The 17641-nt window shown below is 64.7% G+C and carries 14 protein-coding genes; 5 read left to right on the top strand and 9 right to left on the bottom strand.

Features of this window, described 5'->3' with window-relative positions:
• Positions 1 to 64: 64 nt before the first annotated feature.
• Together BMI89_RS12875 and BMI89_RS12870 are read left to right on the top strand one after the other, a co-directional pair.
• The gene (locus BMI89_RS12875) at positions 65 to 982 is read left to right on the top strand and encodes a sulfite exporter TauE/SafE family protein (protein WP_078521398.1); all 918 of its coding nucleotides are present in this window, start codon (positions 65 to 67) and stop codon (positions 980 to 982) included.
• Positions 982 to 1806, top strand: coding sequence for a TIGR02186 family protein (locus BMI89_RS12870; protein WP_168176811.1), 825 nt, complete (start codon positions 982 to 984; stop codon positions 1804 to 1806). The genes BMI89_RS12875 and BMI89_RS12870 overlap by 1 nt, the downstream gene beginning before the upstream one ends.
• On the opposite strand, the gene BMI89_RS12865 is transcribed toward BMI89_RS12870, so the two are convergent.
• The 3 genes from BMI89_RS12865 to BMI89_RS12855 form a co-directional block, all read right to left on the bottom strand.
• Positions 1803 to 2519: an SDR family oxidoreductase gene (locus BMI89_RS12865; protein WP_078571222.1), complete on the bottom strand. Its 717-nt coding sequence runs from the start codon at positions 2517 to 2519 to the stop codon at positions 1803 to 1805. The genes BMI89_RS12870 and BMI89_RS12865 overlap by 4 nt on opposite strands.
• Positions 2520 to 2569: 50 nt before the next feature.
• The gene (locus BMI89_RS12860; RefSeq protein WP_078521404.1) at positions 2570 to 4114 is read right to left on the bottom strand and encodes an AAA family ATPase; all 1545 of its coding nucleotides are present in this window, start codon (positions 4112 to 4114) and stop codon (positions 2570 to 2572) included.
• Positions 4115 to 4259: 145 nt separating this feature from the next.
• Complete coding sequence (locus BMI89_RS12855) at positions 4260 to 6230, bottom strand: protein meaA (protein ID WP_078571326.1); 1971 nt, start codon at positions 6228 to 6230, stop codon at positions 4260 to 4262.
• A 294-nt stretch (positions 6231 to 6524) separates the two neighbouring features.
• Between BMI89_RS12855 and ccrA the strand changes: the two genes are divergently transcribed.
• The gene (gene ccrA / locus BMI89_RS12850) at positions 6525 to 7817 is read left to right on the top strand and encodes a crotonyl-CoA carboxylase/reductase (RefSeq protein ID WP_078542614.1); all 1293 of its coding nucleotides are present in this window, start codon (positions 6525 to 6527) and stop codon (positions 7815 to 7817) included.
• Positions 7818 to 8115: 298 nt separating this feature from the next.
• Here the strand turns inward: ccrA and BMI89_RS12845 are convergent, their stop codons facing one another.
• From BMI89_RS12845 to BMI89_RS12835, 3 genes are all read right to left on the bottom strand, one after another.
• Positions 8116 to 8898 (bottom strand): ATP-binding cassette domain-containing protein, encoded by a 783-nt coding sequence (locus BMI89_RS12845; RefSeq protein WP_078542575.1) that lies wholly within the window; start codon positions 8896 to 8898, stop codon positions 8116 to 8118.
• On the bottom strand, positions 8895 to 9971 hold the full coding sequence (locus BMI89_RS12840) for an ABC transporter permease (protein ID WP_078521410.1): 1077 nt from the start codon (positions 9969 to 9971) through the stop codon (positions 8895 to 8897). The genes BMI89_RS12845 and BMI89_RS12840 overlap by 4 nt, the downstream gene beginning before the upstream one ends.
• Before the next feature lie 101 nt (positions 9972 to 10072).
• Positions 10073 to 11083 (bottom strand): sugar ABC transporter substrate-binding protein, encoded by a 1011-nt coding sequence (locus BMI89_RS12835; protein ID WP_078521667.1) that lies wholly within the window; start codon positions 11081 to 11083, stop codon positions 10073 to 10075.
• A gap of 186 nt (positions 11084 to 11269) precedes the next feature.
• On the opposite strand from BMI89_RS12835, the gene BMI89_RS12830 reads away from it, so the two are divergent.
• Positions 11270 to 12484 carry an ROK family protein gene (locus tag BMI89_RS12830; RefSeq protein ID WP_348638854.1) on the top strand — a complete coding sequence of 405 codons (1215 nt, stop codon included), beginning with the start codon at positions 11270 to 11272 and terminating at the stop codon, positions 12482 to 12484.
• Here the strand turns inward: BMI89_RS12830 and BMI89_RS12825 are convergent.
• Complete coding sequence (locus BMI89_RS12825; protein ID WP_078571220.1) at positions 12472 to 13851, bottom strand: HAMP domain-containing sensor histidine kinase; 1380 nt, start codon at positions 13849 to 13851, stop codon at positions 12472 to 12474. The genes BMI89_RS12830 and BMI89_RS12825 overlap by 13 nt on opposite strands.
• A complete protein-coding gene (locus BMI89_RS12820; RefSeq protein ID WP_078571324.1) occupies positions 13851 to 14522 on the bottom strand; it encodes a response regulator transcription factor in 672 nt (223 codons plus the stop codon). Before BMI89_RS12820 ends, BMI89_RS12825 begins: the two co-directional genes overlap by 1 nt.
• A 165-nt stretch (positions 14523 to 14687) precedes the next feature.
• Here BMI89_RS12820 and BMI89_RS12815 point away from each other — a divergent pair, with 165 nt between their 5' ends.
• Positions 14688 to 15848, top strand: a complete 1161-nt coding sequence (locus tag BMI89_RS12815) for a Do family serine endopeptidase (RefSeq protein WP_078571219.1) — start codon at positions 14688 to 14690, stop codon at positions 15846 to 15848.
• A gap of 70 nt (positions 15849 to 15918) precedes the next feature.
• Here the strand turns inward: BMI89_RS12815 and BMI89_RS12810 are convergent, their stop codons facing one another.
• Positions 15919 to 17550 carry a glycosyltransferase family 39 protein gene (locus BMI89_RS12810; RefSeq protein ID WP_168176810.1) on the bottom strand — a complete coding sequence of 544 codons (1632 nt, stop codon included), beginning with the start codon at positions 17548 to 17550 and terminating at the stop codon, positions 15919 to 15921.
• Positions 17551 to 17641 lie beyond the last annotated feature (91 nt).

Raw genomic sequence — 17641 nt, 5'->3', positions numbered from 1 at the left:
GGGGTTTGACTTCGCCTGCCCTTCGGGGACACTAACGATGCAACCTCCTCAGCGGGTGCAGTTCATGCAGATCTACCTGCCCATCGCCGAAGTCTCGGTCAATATCTTCACCCTGCTGGGGCTCGGCGGCATCGTGGGGCTGCTCTCGGGCCTGTTCGGCGTGGGCGGTGGCTTCCTGATCACCCCGCTTCTGTTCTTCATCGGCATCCCGCCTTCGGTCGCCGTGGCGACCGGCGCGAACCAGGTTGTCGCCTCGTCCGTGTCGGGCGTTCTGGCGCAGCTCAAGCGCAAGGCGGTCGACATTCCGATGGGGCTCGTGCTGCTGGTGGGCGGCCTGCTCGGCTCGGCCAGCGGCATCTACGTCTTCAACCTGCTGACCGAGCTGGGCCAGATCGACCTCGCGGTGCAGCTTTGCTACGTCGTCTTCCTCGGCCTGATCGGCCTTCTGATGCTGCAAGAGGGCATCCGCACCATCCAAAAGCAGCGCAAGGGCGGTGGCGTGCGCAAGAAGCGCGTGCAGCACACATGGGTCCACAAGCTGCCCTTCAAGTTCAAGTTCCGGGCCTCGGGCCTCTATATCTCGGTGATTCCGCCGCTGCTGGTCGGGGTCGCGGTCGGTATCCTCGCGGCGATCATGGGCGTGGGCGGCGGCTTCATCATGGTCCCGGCGATGATCTATCTGCTGAACATGCCGACCAAGGTCGTGATCGGCACCTCGCTGTTCCAAATCCTGTTCGTCTCGGCCTTCACCACGCTGATGCACGCGATCACCAACCAGACGGTCGACGTGATGTTGGCGCTCCTGCTGATCGTCGGCGGCGTGATCGGCGCGCAGATCGGCTCGCGGCTGGGCGCGCGCCTCAAGGCGGAACAGCTGCGCATTCTGCTGGCGCTTCTCGTGATCATCGTCGCGGGCAAGCTCGGCCTCGACCTCGTGCTTCATCCAAGCAACCTCTACTCCATCGCGACGGGGGGCGAATGATGATCCGTACCGCCCTCCTCGCTCTCGGCCTCTGCGCCGTCGCCCTGCCCGCTCTGGCACAGGATCAACAGGTTCTGCCTGCGCGTCCGGGCATGCCGATCACCAATCGCCCCGAACCCGACGAGCAGATCGTGGCCGGTCTCAGCCGCGACAATATCGGGATCACGACCTCCTTCGACGGGTCACAAATCCTGATCTATGGCGCGATCAAGCGCGAGACGCCGGAGCCCGAAGGGCAGAAGCTCGCGGTGATCGTGACGCTCGAAGGGCCGCTCGGCCCGGTCACCATCCGCAAGAAATCGCGTGAATTCGGGATCTGGGTGAACACGGCTTCGGTCGGCGTCGCCGCAGCCCCCAGCTATTACGCCGTCGCCACCTCCGGCCCGCTCGGCGATATCCTCGATCGGCGCACCGACACCCAGCAGCGGATCTCGATTCCGCTCGCGATGCGCGCCTTCTCGGGTCCGATCACCGTCGAAGATTCGATCCCCTTCACCGAAGCGCTCGTGGATATCCGAAAGGAGCAGGGGCTCTACAAACTCGAGACCGGCGGCGTGCATATCGTGGACAACACGCTGTTCCGCGCCGATTTCGCGCTGCCTGCGAACCTCACCGAGGGCGACTACAAGACGCGTATCTTCCTGCTGCGCGACGGCAAACTGGTGGACAAATACCAATCCGCAATCGAGGTGCGCAAAGTCGGGCTGGAGCGCTGGCTCTACACGCTCGCGCATGAGAATGCGGCGCTTTACGGGCTGCTCTCTCTGGCGCTTGCGGTCTTCGCAGGCTGGGCCGCCGCCGCGATCTTCCGCTTCGTGCGTTAACCGCGCCCGACGAAGGGCATCGCGCTCGCCATCACCGTCATGTTGAGCACATTCGCCTCGAGCGGCAGCGAGGCCATATGCAGCACCGAGCGCGCAACATTGGCCACATCCATCGTGGGCTCCGCCGTCTTGGTCGCCGCCGAATCCATATTCGCCAGAAGCCCCGTGCGCGCATTGCCGACGTCGATCTGCCCGCAGGCGATGTCGAAGTCGCGCCCGTCCAGCGCGATCTGCTTGGTCATGCCGTTGATCGCGTGTTTCGTGGTCGTATAGGCGAGCGATTTCGCGCGCGGCACCTGCCCCGAGATCGAGCCGTTATTGATGATCCGCCCGCCGCGCGGCGCCTGCCCCCGCATCTGCGCGAAAGCGGCGCGAGCACACAGGAACATCCCCGTCAGGTTCACCGCGATACAGGCGTCCCAATCCTCCAGCGTGACCTCGTCGGGCAAGGCCGCAGGCGGGAACATCCCGGCATTGTTGAACAGCACGTCGATCCGCCCGAACTTCGCGACGACCTCGGCAAAGGCGCGCTCCACCGCTGCCGCATCGCTCACATCGCAGGCCACCGCCAGCCCGTCGCCTTGCGCGGCAACCTCCGCCAGCTTGTCCTCCGAGCGCGCCAGACAGGCGACCTGCCAGCCCTCGGCCAGCGCCGCCTCTGCCACTGCGCGCCCGATCCCGGCGCTCGCCCCGGTCACCACCATCACGCCCATCTCGCCCCTCCTTCGCCTTGGCTCAAATATCCCCGCCGGAGGCTCCTGCCCTATCCGTCCTGCGGTTCGGCTTTCAGTTCCAGCTTACCGCCGCCTTTGGGCAGGTCGTCAATGGTCAGCGGCGCCGAGGGCCGCGCCAGCCGCGCCCGCACCACCCACAAGAGCCGATGCTGCGCCCGGGTGATCGCGACATAGGCGAGGCGCTTCCACAGCGGGATGCCCGCCTCGATACGCCCTGCCCGGTAGGCCGCATAGATATCCGGCGCGAAGACCTGCACGTCTTCCCATTGCGAGCCCTGCGCCTTGTGGATCGTCACCGCCGCGCCATGCAGGAAGGTTGCGCCCATGCGGGCAGCAAAAGGAATGAACGGCTCTTCCTCGTCCGGCATTTCGATCTTCACGATCGAGGCCGCCGAGAGCCGCGGATCTTCCGCCCCCATCACATGCAGCCGCGAGAAGCCGGGCTTCTTGCCGGGGCCGAGATAGATCACCTGCGCGCCCTTGATCAGACCGCGCGCCTCCAGATCGATCCGCTTCTTGCGGTGCTTCACCGGCAGTTCGATCCCGTCGCAGATCAAGGGCTCGCCCGGCAGCATCATGTCGGCCGGCGCGGAATGCGCGGCGCGGAAGGCGTGGATCAGCCGGATGCGCGTGGCGTTGCGCCAAACCAGCACCGGCGAGCGCGCCATCAGATCGCTCTCCACCCGCTCGGCCCAGACGACGCGGTCGTCCTTGGCGGCGGCCTTCTCGATCTCGCGCTCGAACTGTTCGAAGGTCACGCTCTCATCGCCGAGCATATGCGCCAGATCGAGGATCGGGTTATCCTCGGCCTGCCGGTGGATGCGGTGCAGGATGTGTTTTCGCTCGTCGGGCAGACGCTCGAACACCATCTCGCCCGACTGGTTCACGGGCGCCAGCTGCGCCGGATCGCCGAACAGCACCAGCGTCGGGAAAATCTCGCGCAGATCGTCGAACTGGCGCTCGTCGAGCATCGAGGCCTCATCGACAAACCCGATATCGAGCGGGTCTTCGCGCCGTTTCCAACCATTGATGAAATCCGAGCCGCGCAGCCCCGCCGAGGCCAGCGCCGCAGGGATCGACTTGTGCAGCTCGTAGAACGCCTTCGCCCGGTCGAGCGTCGCTTCGGTCAGGCCCATCTCGATCAGCAATTCGGGCTTGGGCCGCTCGCCCTGCCCGGTCAGCCATTCCGCGATCCGCTCGTATTCGGGATCGTAGACGGGGGTGTAGAGAATGCGATGGATCGTCGTCGCGGGCACGCCGCGCGAGCGCAAGACGCTCGCCGCCTTGTTCGTGGGTGCGAGGATCGCCAGCGTGCGCTTTTCGCGGCGCCGCTTGCCCTCGAAATCGCCCGAGACCAGATCGACGCCTGCCGCCTCCAACGCTTTATATAGCTCCGCCAGAAGCAGCGTCTTGCCCGACCCCGCCTTGCCGATCACCGAAAGCACGCGATTGCTGCCGCTTTCCGGCGTCATCGAGCCTTCGAGAATATCCACCCCCGCCGCCTCGAGCGCGGAAGCAACGGCATCCCAAGCCTCGGCCTGGTCCTCGGAAAACTGGATCATGGGGGTCGTCATGGCGCGACCTTACCTGCGCGCCTTGGCGGGCGGAAGGGCGAAAGGGCGCGGTTTTCGCGGGGTCCGACGCCGGGAGCCTCCGGCGGGGATATTTGGGTCGAGAAGAAGACGCCTGCTCCTTCCCGATCCCAAACGGGCTGCGCGCTCAGGCGGCTTTCTCGGCCGGGGTCGCGAGCGTCACGATATCCATCATGATCCGGTTCAGCTCGAAATCCTTGGGCGTGTAGACGCGCGCGACGCCGAAGCTCAGGAGCTTCTTGGCGTCCTCATCCGGGATGATCCCGCCGACGACGACCGGGACATGGTCGAGGCCAGCGGCGCGCATCCGCTCCATCAACTCCTCGATCAGGGGCATATGCGAGCCCGACAGGATCGACAGCCCCACCACATGCGCCTCGTCCTCGATGGCTTTGGCGACGATCTGTTCCGGCGTCAGGCGAATGCCGTCATAGGTGATGTCCATGCCGCAATCGCGGGCGCGGAAGGCGATCTGCTCGGCGCCGTTCGAGTGGCCGTCGAGGCCCGGCTTGCCGACGAGGAATTTCAGACGACGGCCCAGCTGCGAGCTCACCGCATCCACGGCCTCGCGGATATCGTCGAGCCCTTCGGTCTGGTTCGAGGGCGAGCGCGAGACCCCCGTGGGGCCGCGATACTCGCCATGAACGGCGCGCATCACGCCTGCCCATTCGCCGGTGGTCGCGCCCGCTTTCGCGGCAGCGATCGAAGCTTCCATGATATTCTTGCCAGCCTTCGCGTCCGCCTTGAGTTGCGCGAGCGCATCCTGCACCGCGGCCTCGTCACGCTCGGCGCGCCAGGCGTTCAGACGGTCGATCTGCTCCTGCTCCACCGCCGGGTCGACGACCATGATGCCGCCATCGCCTGCGGTCAGCGGCGAGGGTTCGCCCTGCTGCCAGCGGTTCACACCGACGACGATGGTTTCCTCGGCTTCGATCCGGTTGATCCGCGCGGCGTTCGATTCCACCAGACGCGATTTCATGTAGTCGATCGCGGCAATCGCCCCGCCCATACCGTCGAGCGTTTCCAGCTCGGCCCGCGCGCCGTCCTTCAGCGCCTCGACCTTCGCACTCACCGCCGGGTTGCCGTCGAACAGATCGCCATATTCCAGAAGGTCGGTCTCATAGGCCATGATCTGCTGCATCCGCAGCGACCATTGCTGATCCCAGGGGCGCGGCAGGCCGAGCGCTTCGTTCCAGGCGGGCAGCTGCACCGCGCGGGCGCGCGCGTTCTTCGACAGCGTCACGGCCAGCATCTCGATCAGGATGCGGTAGACGTTGTTCTCGGGCTGCTGTTCGGTCAGGCCGAGCGAGTTCACCTGCACGCCATAGCGGAAACGGCGGAATTTTTCGTCCTCGACGCCGTAGCGGTCACGGCAGATCTCGTCCCACAGCTCGGTGAAGGCGCGCATCTTGCACATCTCGGTGACGAAGCGGATGCCCGCATTCACGAAGAAGGAGATGCGCCCGACCATCGCGGGGAAGGCCTCTTCCGGCACCTTGGTTTTCAGATCGTCCAGCACCGCAATCGCGGTCGCGAGCGCGAAGGCCAGCTCCTGCTGCGGCGTCGCCCCGGCTTCCTGCAGATGATAGGAACAGACGTTCATCGGGTTCCATTTCGGCAGGTGCTCGCGGGTATAGGCCGCGACATCGGTGATCATCGCGAGCGAGGGCTTCGGCGGGCAGATATAGGTGCCGCGCGAGAGGTATTCCTTCACCAGATCGTTCTGAACCGTCCCCTGCAGCTTCGACACATCCGCACCCTGCTCCTCGGCCACAGCGATATAGAGCGACAAGAGCCACGGCGCGGTCGCGTTGATCGTCATCGAAGTGTTCATCTGCTCGAGCGGGATCTCATCGAACAGCGCACGCATGTCGCCCAGATGGCAGACCGGCACACCGACTTTGCCCACCTCGCCGCGCGACAGGACATGGTCGCTGTCATAGCCGGTCTGGGTCGGCAGGTCGAAAGCCACGGAGAGGCCCGTCTGCCCCTTGGCGAGGTTGTTGCGATAGAGCGCATTCGAGGCGGCAGCCGTGGAATGGCCCGCATAGGTGCGAAACAGCCAGGGGCGGTCTTTGGCGGGCATCGTGTCGGTCATGGCGGCCTCCATCGGAATACGAATCTTCGCTGCGCAATATTGTTGCGCGTTGAGATGGTTTAAATTGAATTTTGTGATCCTGTCAATTCGCTGCAACGCGGCGTGACTGGTTTCACGCAGCGTCCGCGACGCGAAGCTTTATAAATAGGGGTTTGCTCGCAGCTCGAAAATCGCGAGGGACATAAAATTACAAAAACGGAACGTCAGGGATTGAAAAGTTGCGCAGCCATGCGTATCCCTCTGAACGAACACCGCCCGATTCTGCGGCGCGGCAAGGACAGACAGGAGAAAGCCATGGCCCTTGATCAGGAAACCGGTATCGCGCCCTACGATGCGCCGGAGAAGGACCTTTACGAGATCGGCGAGATGCCGCCCCTCGGCTACGTCCCCCCGAAAATGTACGCTTGGGCGATCCGTCGCGAACGCCATGGCGAGCCCGAGCAGTCGTTCCAGCAGGAAGTCGTCGACACCTGGGAGATCGACAGCCACGAAGTGCTCGTTCTCGTGATGGCCGCGGGCGTGAACTATAACGGCGTCTGGGCCGGTCTCGGCGTGCCGATCTCGCCCTTCGACGGTCACAAGCAGCCCTATCACATCGCAGGCTCCGACGCGTCGGGCATCGTCTGGAAGGTGGGCGACAAGGTCAAACGCTGGAAAGTCGGCGACGAGGTGGTAATCCACTGCAACCAGGACGATGGCGACGACGAAGAGTGCAACGGCGGCGACCCGATGTTCTCTCCCTCCCAGCGGATCTGGGGCTACGAGACGCATGACGGCTCGTTCTCGCAGTTCACCCGCGTGCAGGCGCAGCAGTTGATGCCGCGCCCGAAGCACCTGACCTGGGAAGAGGCCGCCTGCTACACGCTGACGCTCGCCACCGCCTACCGGATGCTGTTCGGTCACCATCCGCATGAGCTCAAGCCAGGCCAGAACGTGCTTGTCTGGGGCGCCTCGGGCGGTCTGGGCTCCTACGCGATCCAGCTTGCGAACACCGCAGGCGCCAACGCGATCGGCGTGATCTCGGACGAGAGCAAGCGTCAGTTCGTGATGGATCAGGGCGCCAAGGGCGTGATCAACCGCAAAGACTTCAAGTGCTGGGGTCAGCTGCCCACGGTCAACACGCCGGAATATAACGAGTGGCTGAAAGAGGCCCGCAAGTTCGGCAAGGCGATCTGGGACATCACTGGCAAAGGTGTGAACGTGGACATGGTCTTCGAACACCCCGGCGAGGCGACCTTTCCGGTCTCGACGCTGATCGTGAAGAAGGGCGGCATGGTCGTGATCTGCGCCGGCACCTCGGGTTTCAACTGCACCTTCGACGTGCGCTACATGTGGATGCACCAGAAGCGCCTGCAGGGCTCGCACTTCGCCAACCTCAAGCAGGCGGCCTCGGCCAACAAGCTGATGGTGGAGCGGCGTCTGGACCCCTGCATGTCCGAGGTCTTCCCGTGGGATCAGATCCCGCAGGCCCATACCAAGATGCTGCGCAACGAGCATAAGCCGGGCAACATGGCCGTGCTGGTTCAGGCCCCGAAGACCGGGCTGCGCACCTTCGAAGACGCGCTGGAAGCGGGCCGCCGCAACTGACGACCCGTTGTTGTTTCACGGGAAACCCGCGCTCGGGAGGGCGCGGGTTTTCTTGTTTGGGGTTGAGGGGGGCGTTTATGGCGCGGGGCGACCAGCCCCGGGCCGCGCCCGACCCTCCCCCCGGGAGGGCGCATTGGCGACGTCATCGCGGGCACGAATGACTTACGGGCTTGCGAGATAAAGCGCGCAGCCACGCGCCGATCAAAGCGCCCACCCAAGGCTCGGGCGCGCCCCTCACTCCCCAAACGAAAAACGCCCGGCCGATCCGACCGGGCGCTTCCTGTTCTTTCGCCTGCTCTCAAGCGGCTTCGTTAACGTCGTCGGGCTGCTTCGCGCCGGTCATGTAGGCCACCGCATCCGACATCGAATGGTTCTTCGGATCGATCACGCAAAGCCGCTTGCCCAGCCGGTGGACGTGGACCCGATCCGCCACCTCGAACACATGCGGCATGTTGTGCGAGATCAGAATGATCGGCAGACCTTTTGCCTTGAGATCAAGGATCAGGTTGAGCACCTGACGGCTCTCCTTCACGCCGAGCGCCGCCGTCGGCTCGTCCATGATGATCACTTTCGACCCGAAAGCCGCCGCGCGAGCCACGGCCACGCCCTGACGCTGACCACCCGACAGCGTCTCGACCGCCTGATCGATATCCTGAATGGTCGCCAGCCCCAGATCGTTGAGCTTCTCTCGGGCGAAGGCGCGCATCGCGGGCTTGTCGAGCATCCGCAGCCATTTGCCCATCGGACCGGCGCGGCGCAACTCGCGCCCGACGAACATGTTGTCCACGATCGACAGCGCGGGAGAGAGCGCCAGCGTCTGATAGACCGTCGCGATCCCGGCATCCTGCGCCTCGAGCGGGCTCTTGAAGGAGATCGGCTTGCCTTCCAGCTTGATCTCGCCCTCGTCGGCCGTAACGGCCCCGGAAATCGCCTTGATGAGCGAGGATTTCCCGGCCCCGTTATCGCCGATCACGGCCAGGATTTCGCCCGGGTAGAGATCGAAGTCGCACTCGTCGAGGGCGGTGACGCGGCCATAGCGTTTCACCAGACCGCGTGCGGTGAGAATGGGTTCTTGCGTCATGCCGAAACCTTTCTGATCCATTGGTCGATAGCGACCGCGATGATGATGAGCCAGCCGATGGCGAAGACCTGCCAGAGCACGTCCACATTCGCGAGCCGCAGCCCCGACTGGAACACGCCCACGATCAGCGCCCCGAACAATGCGCCGAGGATCGAGCCGCGCCCGCCGAAGAGCGAGATGCCCCCGATCACCACGGCGGTGATGGAATGCAGGTTCGCCTCGTAGAAGGCCTGCGGCGAGATCGACCCCACGCGGCCGATCGAGGCCCAAGCTGCGATCGCGCAGACGAGACCGGCCAGACCGTAGACCGACAGCAGCGTGCGGTCGGTGCGGATGCCCGCGAGCTCCGCCGCCTCCTTGTCGTCGCCCACGGCATAGACGTGGCGGCCCCAGGCGGTCTTGTTCAGCAGATACCAGAGCACGAGGAACACCACGACCATCAGGACCGACCCATAGGTCAGCCGCGCATTGCCGACGGTAATCGTGTTGCCGAAGAATTTCAGAAGGGGCGCGAACTTGTCGATATCCTGCGAGCGGATCGACTGCGCGCCCGAAAGCCACAGGTTGAGCGCGTAGAAGATCGACCAGGTGCCGAGCGTGGTGATGAAGGGCGGCAGTTTCACCTTGGTGACGAGGAAGCCGTTCAGCAAACCGGCGCCGGTGCCGCCTGCGAAGGAAATCAGTAGCGCGATCGGTGCGGGCACGCCCATGTAGACGGCAAGGTTGCCGGCGATCACCGACATCAGCACCATGATCGCGGCCACCGACAGGTCGATGCCTGCGGTCAGGATGATCAGCGATTGCGCCGCAGCCAGCATCCCGATGATCGAGACCTGCTGCATGATCAGGGTCAGGTTGAAGGCCGAGAAGAACTTGCCCCCTGCGACCAGGCCGAACACGGCGACGGACAACAGAAGCACGATCACCGGCACCATCGTCGGATTGCCGTGCAGCCCGTGCTGGATCGTGCCGAGAAGCCCGCGTTTCTTACTCTTGAAGGCCGCGACGGTCTTGTCGCTTTGGTCGAGGCCGTGCTCGAAGGACTGGCCGCGAGGCGGAACGGTCTGGGTCATGTCCGTCATCCTCTTTGTGCAATGTGGGGTGAAGGGCCGTCACGCGGCCCAAAGGAAAGGGCCACCGCGCGGGGCGGCCCTTCCGGTCTTTCAGGCGGGGATCAGCCCCAGCACTGCTTCAGGCCTTCTTCAGACGAGATCGAGTCGATGCCGTCGACCGGCTGGTCGGTGATCAGCGTCACGCCGGTGTTGTAGAAGTCGAGACCTTCGGAGTTCTGCGGCTTGGTGCCGTCCTTGGCGAAGGCCGCGATCGCTTCGATGCCCATCGAGGCCATCTTCAGCGGGAACTGCATCGAGGTCGCGCCAATGATGCCTTCCTTGACGTTCTGCACGCCCGGGCAGCCGCCATCGACCGAAACGATGATCGCCTGATCCTGCATGCCGACCGATTTCAGCGCCTCGTAGGCACCGGCGGCAGCGGGCTCGTTGATCGTGTAGACGACGTTGATGCCCGGATCCTTCTGGAGAAGGTTCTCCATCGCGGTGCGGCCACCCTGCTCGTTGCCGTTGGTCACGTCATGGCCGACGATGCGCGGATCGTCTTCGTCGCCGATCTTCTTCTCGTCTTTGATGTCGATGCCGAAGCCCTTCATGAAGCCCTGATCGCGCAGGTAATCGACCGAGACCTGGCTCGGGTTGAGGTCGAGGAAGCCGATCTTCGCATCCGCAGCCTTGTCGCCCATTTTCGCCTTGGCCCACTGGCCGATCAGCTCGCCTGCCTTGAAGTTGTCGGTGGCGAAGGTCGCATCCGCGGTGTCGGCGGGCTCGAACGGGGTGTCGAGCGCGATCACCAGCGCACCGGCCTCGCGCGCCTTCGTAACCGCAGGCGCAAGCGCACGGCTGTCGGACGGGGTGATCAGAATACCCTTGGCACCTGCCGCGATGCAGCTTTCGACCGCCGCGACCTGGCTTTCCACGTCGCCGTCGAGCTTGCCCGCATAGGTGTTGAGCGTGATGCCCATCTCTTTGGCCTTGGCCGAGGCACCCTCTTTCATCTTCACGAAGAACGGGTTGGTGTCGGTCTTGGTGATCAGGCAGGCGGTGGTTTCCGCCCAAGCGCCCGTCGCCATCAGACCGAGTGCGGTCGCACCGAGAATTGCGGTTTTCTTCATCATGTCAGGTCTCCTCCCAGAAACAATTCAGCCGTCTCTCCGATCGGCTTCGAGGCAAATCATGTGCGAAGACGGGGCGACTCGTCAATAGATAAATCACGTGGATTTATTAATTGACAGAACACCCTCTGGAAGCCGATAAATACTCAGCGTAACTTAAGCGCGAGCAGCCTCGGAGAATGAACTGTGCCCCAGCGCGTGATGGAAATGATCAAGACCGCCCCGGTGAAAATTGGCACGGATCATTCCTCGATGCGCAACCGCAACGAACGGCTGGTGATGTCGCTGATTCGCCGCCGCGGCGCCTTGGCGAAATCAGAGATCGCGCGGATGACGGGCCTCTCGGCACAGACCGTTTCCGTCATCATGCGTGCGCTCGAAGATGAAGGCTTCCTGCTGCGCTGCGACCCGGTGCGCGGCAAGGTCGGCCAGCCCACGGTGCCGATGCGCCTGAACCCGGATGGCGCCTATTTTCTGGGGCTGAAAGTCGGACGTCGCCGCACCGAAGTGATCTTGATCGACATGATGGGCACGCCGATCTCGCGCAGCGTCTCGCGCCACGACTACCCCACCGCCGCCGATACCATCGCCTTCGCCATCGACGCGATCGCACGGATGGTGACGGAATTGCCCGCCTCGAAACGCGAGCGCATCTCGGGCCTCGGCATCGGCGCGCCCTTCCGGATGTGGGACTGGGGCGTGGCGCTCGGACTGGAAGAAAGCGCGATGGCCGATTGGCGCGAACGCGACATCCGCGCCGAGCTGGAGGCGATCTACCCGTTTCCCGTGGTGCTGGAAAACGACGCCTCCGCCGCCTGTTCGGCAGAGCTGTTGCTGGGCGATCAGACCCTGCCGGACGATTTCCTCTATACATTCGTGGGCTTCTTCGTGGGCGGCGGGCTGGTGATGAACGGCTCGCTTGTGACCGGCCCCAACAACAATGCGGGCGCGCTTGCCTCGATGCCGGTGCCCGACGGTCACGGAGGCCAGTGCCAGCTGCTCGACGTGGCCTCGCTCTCGGTTCTCGAAGCAGCGATGGCGGAACGTGGCCTCGATGCGAGTTTCCTCTGGGAGCAGCGCGATATGTGGGAGCTTCCCGAAGACCTCGTCGACGACTGGCTCGCGAAAGCGGCGCGCGGTCTCGCGAGTGTCGCCGCGTCCTCGGCGGCACTGTGCGATCTCGATGCGATCGTGATCGACGGCTGGATGCCCGACGATCTGCGCGCGCGGCTCGTCGCCGCCACCGAAGCGGAACTCGCGAAGATCAACCTCTCGGGCGCGGGCGTTCCGATCGTGCGCGAGGGGCAGGTGGGCCCCGACGCGCGTGCGCTGGGGGCTGCGACCCTGCCGCTGAGCCTGCGTTTCCTGACCGAGATCGACCTGCCCGATCAGGCCGACTGACCCGGCGCGGCGAAGCGCAGCGACACGATCAGGCCGGGGCGATTGTCGGACAGTTCCAGCTCCGCCTCGTGCAGCCCCGCCACCGCGTGAACCAGCGCAAGCCCCAGCCCGTTGCCCGGCGTCGTGCGCGAGCGTTCCAGCCGATAGAGCCTACGCAGAACCTTCTCGCGCTCCGCCGCAGGAATACCGGGACCATGATCGGCGACGCTGAGAATGATTGCGCCGCGCTCGCGAGACAGGCGCACCGCGATCTGCGGCGCAGGGCCACCGTGACGGATCGCGTTCTCGATCAGGTTCGACAGCATCTGCCCCAGCAAGCCCCGGTCGCCGTGCACCATCAGAGGCGCATTGGGCCGTTGCAGGGTCAGCGCCCCGCCCGCCTCTTCCGCACTGGCCTCGTAAAGCTCGGTGATATCGGCCGCGAGCGCGCCCAGATCGACCCGCGCGAAGCGTGCCTTCGGACTGCCCCCCTCGATCTGTGCAATCCGCAGAAGCGAGTGGAACACGGCCACTGCGCGTTCGGCTTCGGTGCCCGCCTGCTCGGCCAGCGCCCGGGGCGGTGTGTCCTCGGGCAAAGCTTCCTTCAGCTCCGATAGCAGCACGGAGATCCGCTGCATCGGCGTCTTCAGGTCATGCGCGATATCGGCGGAAACCTGACGCAGCGCCGCCACCGTGGCCTCCTGCGTCTCGGCCATCACGTTCAGCCGCGCCCCGATCCGTGCGAGGTCGTCGCCCTTCCGAGCCTTCACCTCGTCGCGCGGCACCCGCGCCTCCAGCCGCCCCTCGGTGAGATCGTCGAGCGTCTCTTCGATCGCGCTCACCCGCTTGCGCGCCCGCATCCCGACCCACGCGCCATAGGCGGCGGACACCAGAAGCGAGGGCACGAAGGAGAAGACGAGGATCGCGAGGAAGGTCGAGGTCAGTTCCGCAATCGGCGCGCGGCTCTCCCCGATCACCAGCAAGCCACCCGCAAGCGGCATGGTCAGCGTGAAATAGCCATGTTTCGAGAGCGGCGCATATTCGGGATGACGCGAGATGACCCAGCGGTCGCCCTGATGCGTGACCCGCACATTGCCGACCTGCCGCCCATCCGACATCACGAAGGCGATCGCCCGCTCGGACGGGTCCGAGGCCCGCGCCTCCGCCGAGACGATAACCGAGAGCGTCTCGGGGTTGGCGGCCACCTGAAATACTGCCGTTTGCTGCTTGAGATCGGCACGGATCGAATCCTCGGTCGAGGAACGCAGCGCGACATAGGCAAAGCCGAGCGTCACCAGAAGGATCGCGAAGACGATCCCCATCAGCCCCAGCGCCTGCCGCAGCGGCGTCGAGGCAAGGATTTCCGCGCGGTTCAGACGTGTCTTCATCAGCCCTCGATCCGGTAGCCCGCACCGCGCACGGTGTGGATGAGGTCACGGTCGAACGGCTTGTCGACCTTGTTCCGGAGCCGGGAGATATGGGTCTCCACCACATTGGTCTGCGGGTCGAAATTCAGATCCCACACGCCCTCCAGCAACATCGTCCGGGTCTGCACCCGGCCCTTGCGGCGCAGCAGGAATTCCAACAGCGAGAACTCCCGAGGCAGAAGGTCGATCTCCTGCCCGCCGCGCGTTACCTTGCGCGCGATCAGGTCCATCTTCAGATCGCCTGCCTCCAGCATCACCTGCTCCGACTGCGCCTGCGGACGCCGCGCCAGTGCTGCGAGACGCGCCGAGAGCTCGCCGAAGGCGAAGGGTTTCACGAGGTAATCGTCCGCGCCTGCGTTGAGCCCCTCGATCCGGTCATCCACGCCACCGATCGCGGTCAGGAAGATGATCGGCGTCGTGACCTTTGCGGCGCGGATCGCGCGGGTGATCGATAGCCCGTCCAGTTCGGGCAGCATCCGGTCGATGATCATCACGTCATAGGTCCCGCCCAGCGCCTGGGACAGCCCGTCGCGGCCATTCGCGAGATGGTCGACCGTATGGCCCTCTTCGCGCAGGCCCCGCAGCACGTAATCGGCGGTGGTCGCGTCGTCTTCGATCAACAGCAGTTTCATCGCACTCGCTTTCTCGGTTCGCGACATATGTGGCCGATGCCACGGCTTGTGTCACGCACCCCTCCCCTAAAGGTGAAAAGGATAACAGGTCTGCAATCTTCCCGCAGAGTCCCTGACAGGCTAGGCCCTCACATAGGGCGCATACCTGTCAACAAGGAGAGAAACATGCAGGACTTCCGCAAAGCCCCCCTGCTGCGCACCCTCGCCACCACCGCCATGCTCGGCGCAGGCGCCGTTGCGACGAGCGGTCTGGCACTGGTCCCGAACGTGGCCGCCGCCGAAACCTTCACCAACACCGTCGATTTGGTGAAGAAGGTGATGCCCGCCGTGGTCACCATCGAGATCAAGAAGCAGGCCAACGATCAGGAAATGGCCCAAATGGGGATGCCGCAGGATTTCCCCTTCGAGTTCTTCCAGCGTCGTTTCGGCATGCCCGATATGGGTCCGGGTCCCAACGGTCAGGGCCAGCAGATGCAACGTCCTGAGATCACCGGCCTCGGCACCGGCTTCATCATCCAGAAAGACGGCCATATCGTCACCAACGCCCATGTCGTCGACGGCGCCGAGAGCGTGAAGGTCACCTTCTCCGACGGCTCGACCGCGGATGCGAAAGTGATCGGCGAAGACAAGGCTACCGATATCGCCGTGGTCAAGGTCAACACCGACAAGGACCTGCCGACCGTGGGCTTCGGCGACAGCCAGACCGCACAGGTCGGCGAGCCCGTCGTGGCGATCGGCAACCCGTTCGGCCTCGGCACCTCCGTTTCGACCGGCATCGTCTCGGCCAAGGGCCGCGACTTGAAATCGGGCCCGTTCGATAACTACATCCAGACCGATGCAGCCATCAACAAAGGCAACTCGGGTGGCCCGCTCTTTGATGCCCAAGGCGAAGTGATCGGCATGAACACCGCGATCCTGTCGCCCACCGGCGGTTCCGTCGGGATCGGTTTCTCGGTGCCCTCCGACACGATCAAGGGCGTCGTCGCCGATCTGCAGAACGACGGCACCGTCAAGCGCGGCTTCCTCGGCGTGCAGATCCAGCCGGTCAGCGAAGACATCGCGGCGGCGTTGGGTCTCGACAAACCCGAAGGCGTGCTCGTGGCCGATGTGTCGTCCGATACGCCCGCGAAGAAAGCTGGCCTGAAGCGCGGCGACATCATCGTCGGCGTCGATGGCAAGCCGATGAAAGAGCCCCGCGATCTGACCCGTGCGATCGGGTCCGACGCGCCGGGCACCGAAGTGCAGCTCTCTCTGCTGCGCGCGAACAAGCCGCTCACGCTCTCCGTCACTCTTGATGAGCGGCCCACCGAGAAGACCAAGTCATAATACTTGAAGTCTATCGGTTAGAAGGCACGCCCGGAGCATCTGCTTCGGGCGTGACTTTTATTTTGAAGGGTCAGTTTGCGCTGTCGGGCGCGGGAGTCGGCGCGTTCTCGGGCGCAGCTTCAGCGGGCGGCGCGATCGTCTCCGCCACCTGATAAAGCCGCCAGTCATCCTGCCGGAAATGCCGCTCCGCGATCTGGATGAGACCGTCGGCGCCCTCGATCGGCTTCGCTGCGAGGATCAGACCGCCGGGATGATCCGCCATCCAGCGCCCCAGATCGGCGCTGTTGTCGAGCACCGTCACGGGTTTCTCAAGCCGCGCGACGAACGAGAACTGTCCCGCATAGCCGCGATCGGTGGTCGCCACGCCATTTTCGGAATGCGCGGCGATCAGGCTCGCGATCGGGGCCGGATCGTAGACTTTCCAAAGGATCGGCCAGACCATGATCTGAATGGCGATCAGCACGAGCGGTGCGACGAAGGCCTCGGCGAACCAGCCCTGCCGCGCCTTGAGCACGATCAGCGCACCACCCACGAGAAGCGCCACACCCGCGATCACGAAGAGCCACGAGCCGGTGCCCTCGGGCAGATCCGGGAACGCCCCGAAATGCACCGATGCGGCAGCGATCGCCGTCGCCACGCCGGGCAGAAGCCACAGCAGGCGCAGCCAGCGCATCCGACGCTCCGCCGTGGGCAACAGCCCCGACAGGATCAGCGCCAGCGCGGGCAGTTCCGGCACGAGGTAATGCGCCTGTTTGCCCGAGATCAGCGAGAAGGCGACAAATGCGGTGGCGAACCAGACCGCCACCATGCGCGTACCCGCATCCTCCCAGAGCCGCGAGGGTTTGAACGTGGCCAGCCCCGCGCGGCTCCAGCCCCACGGCCAGAGGAAGAAGGGCAGCAGCGCCACGAAGAACCAGACGGGGCGGCCGTGGGCGAAGCTTTCCACCATCCGCCCGGCGCTTTGCTTCCACAGGATCTGCTCGCGATATTCCGCCCCGCCGAAGATGATCGCCGGGCCGAGCCACAGCAGCACGATGCCGAACCCGATCAGAAAACCGAACCCGATCCGCGCATACCATTGCTTGAGCGCGGGCCGCTCCGCCCCCGTCGCCCAAAGCGGCATCAAAAGCGCGGTCGGCAGCACATGCACCAGGATCACCGGCCCCTTGGCGAAGACGCCGAAGGCCAACGCGATACCAAGCCCGATCACCGGGGCGAAGCGCTCCGTGTCGCGCATCGCCCAGACCGCGAGCATCCCTAGCAGCGTCGCCGCAGTCAGCATCGTGTCGAACATCGTCGTCGAGCCGAACAGCAGGAACACCCCGCTCGTCCCGAGGATCAGCGCGGCGAGCCCGGCGCGCTCGGGCTCTTCCGGCCAGAGCCTGCGCGCGAGCATCGCCACCAGTCCGACCGACAGCAGCCCGAAAGCGGGCGCGACCAGCCGCGCCGCCCATTCGCTGGGGCCCGTGACGCTCCAGACGATATTGATGAGCCAGAACAGAAGCGGCGGCTTGTCGGAATAGATCGCCCCGTTGAGATGCGGCACCAGCTTGGAGCCGCCCTGCCACATCTCCCAGGCGACGGTGACATAGCGCGTCTCGTCGATCGCCATTAGCGGGCGCATGACCATCAACACCACCGCGCTCAGCGCGAAAAGGAAAAGCGCCCCGATCAGGGGAACGCGCCAAGTGGTCGAACTCATAGGCGTGTCTTTCTGTCGTCTGTGTCGAAGGGTTCCATATTGCTTGACCCCCGAATGACCTCGCATGTCAAGCCACACGACCATCACGGCT

It is taken from the genome of Thioclava sp. F36-7, from assembly GCF_002020075.1.
GTDB lineage: Bacteria > Pseudomonadota > Alphaproteobacteria > Rhodobacterales > Rhodobacteraceae > Thioclava > Thioclava sediminum.
The sequence above is the reverse complement of the archived record's forward strand: the minus strand, read 5'-3'. Positions and strand labels throughout refer to the sequence as shown.

Excerpts from the sequence above, each read along its gene's own strand:
- BMI89_RS12810 (WP_168176810.1), bottom strand. The coding sequence starts at position 17,550 with ATGAGTTCGACCACTTGGCGCGTTCCCCTGATCGGGGCGCTTTTCCTT.
- BMI89_RS12835 (WP_078521667.1), bottom strand. The coding sequence starts at position 11,083 with ATGAAGAAAACCGCAATTCTCGGTGCGACCGCACTCGGTCTGATGGCG.
- BMI89_RS12825 (WP_078571220.1), bottom strand. The coding sequence starts at position 13,851 with ATGAAGACACGTCTGAACCGCGCGGAAATCCTTGCCTCGACGCCGCTG.
- BMI89_RS12855 (WP_078571326.1), bottom strand. The coding sequence starts at position 6,230 with ATGACCGACACGATGCCCGCCAAAGACCGCCCCTGGCTGTTTCGCACC.
- BMI89_RS12870 (WP_168176811.1), top strand. The coding sequence starts at position 982 with ATGATCCGTACCGCCCTCCTCGCTCTCGGCCTCTGCGCCGTCGCCCTG.
- BMI89_RS12820 (WP_078571324.1), bottom strand. The coding sequence starts at position 14,522 with ATGAAACTGCTGTTGATCGAAGACGACGCGACCACCGCCGATTACGTG.
- BMI89_RS12865 (WP_078571222.1), bottom strand. The coding sequence starts at position 2,519 with ATGGGCGTGATGGTGGTGACCGGGGCGAGCGCCGGGATCGGGCGCGCA.
- BMI89_RS12815 (WP_078571219.1), top strand. The coding sequence starts at position 14,688 with ATGCAGGACTTCCGCAAAGCCCCCCTGCTGCGCACCCTCGCCACCACC.
- BMI89_RS12860 (WP_078521404.1), bottom strand. The coding sequence starts at position 4,114 with ATGACGACCCCCATGATCCAGTTTTCCGAGGACCAGGCCGAGGCTTGG.
- ccrA (WP_078542614.1), top strand. The coding sequence starts at position 6,525 with ATGGCCCTTGATCAGGAAACCGGTATCGCGCCCTACGATGCGCCGGAG.
- BMI89_RS12875 (WP_078521398.1), top strand. The coding sequence starts at position 65 with ATGCAGATCTACCTGCCCATCGCCGAAGTCTCGGTCAATATCTTCACC.
- BMI89_RS12840 (WP_078521410.1), bottom strand. The coding sequence starts at position 9,971 with ATGACCCAGACCGTTCCGCCTCGCGGCCAGTCCTTCGAGCACGGCCTC.
- BMI89_RS12845 (WP_078542575.1), bottom strand. The coding sequence starts at position 8,898 with ATGACGCAAGAACCCATTCTCACCGCACGCGGTCTGGTGAAACGCTAT.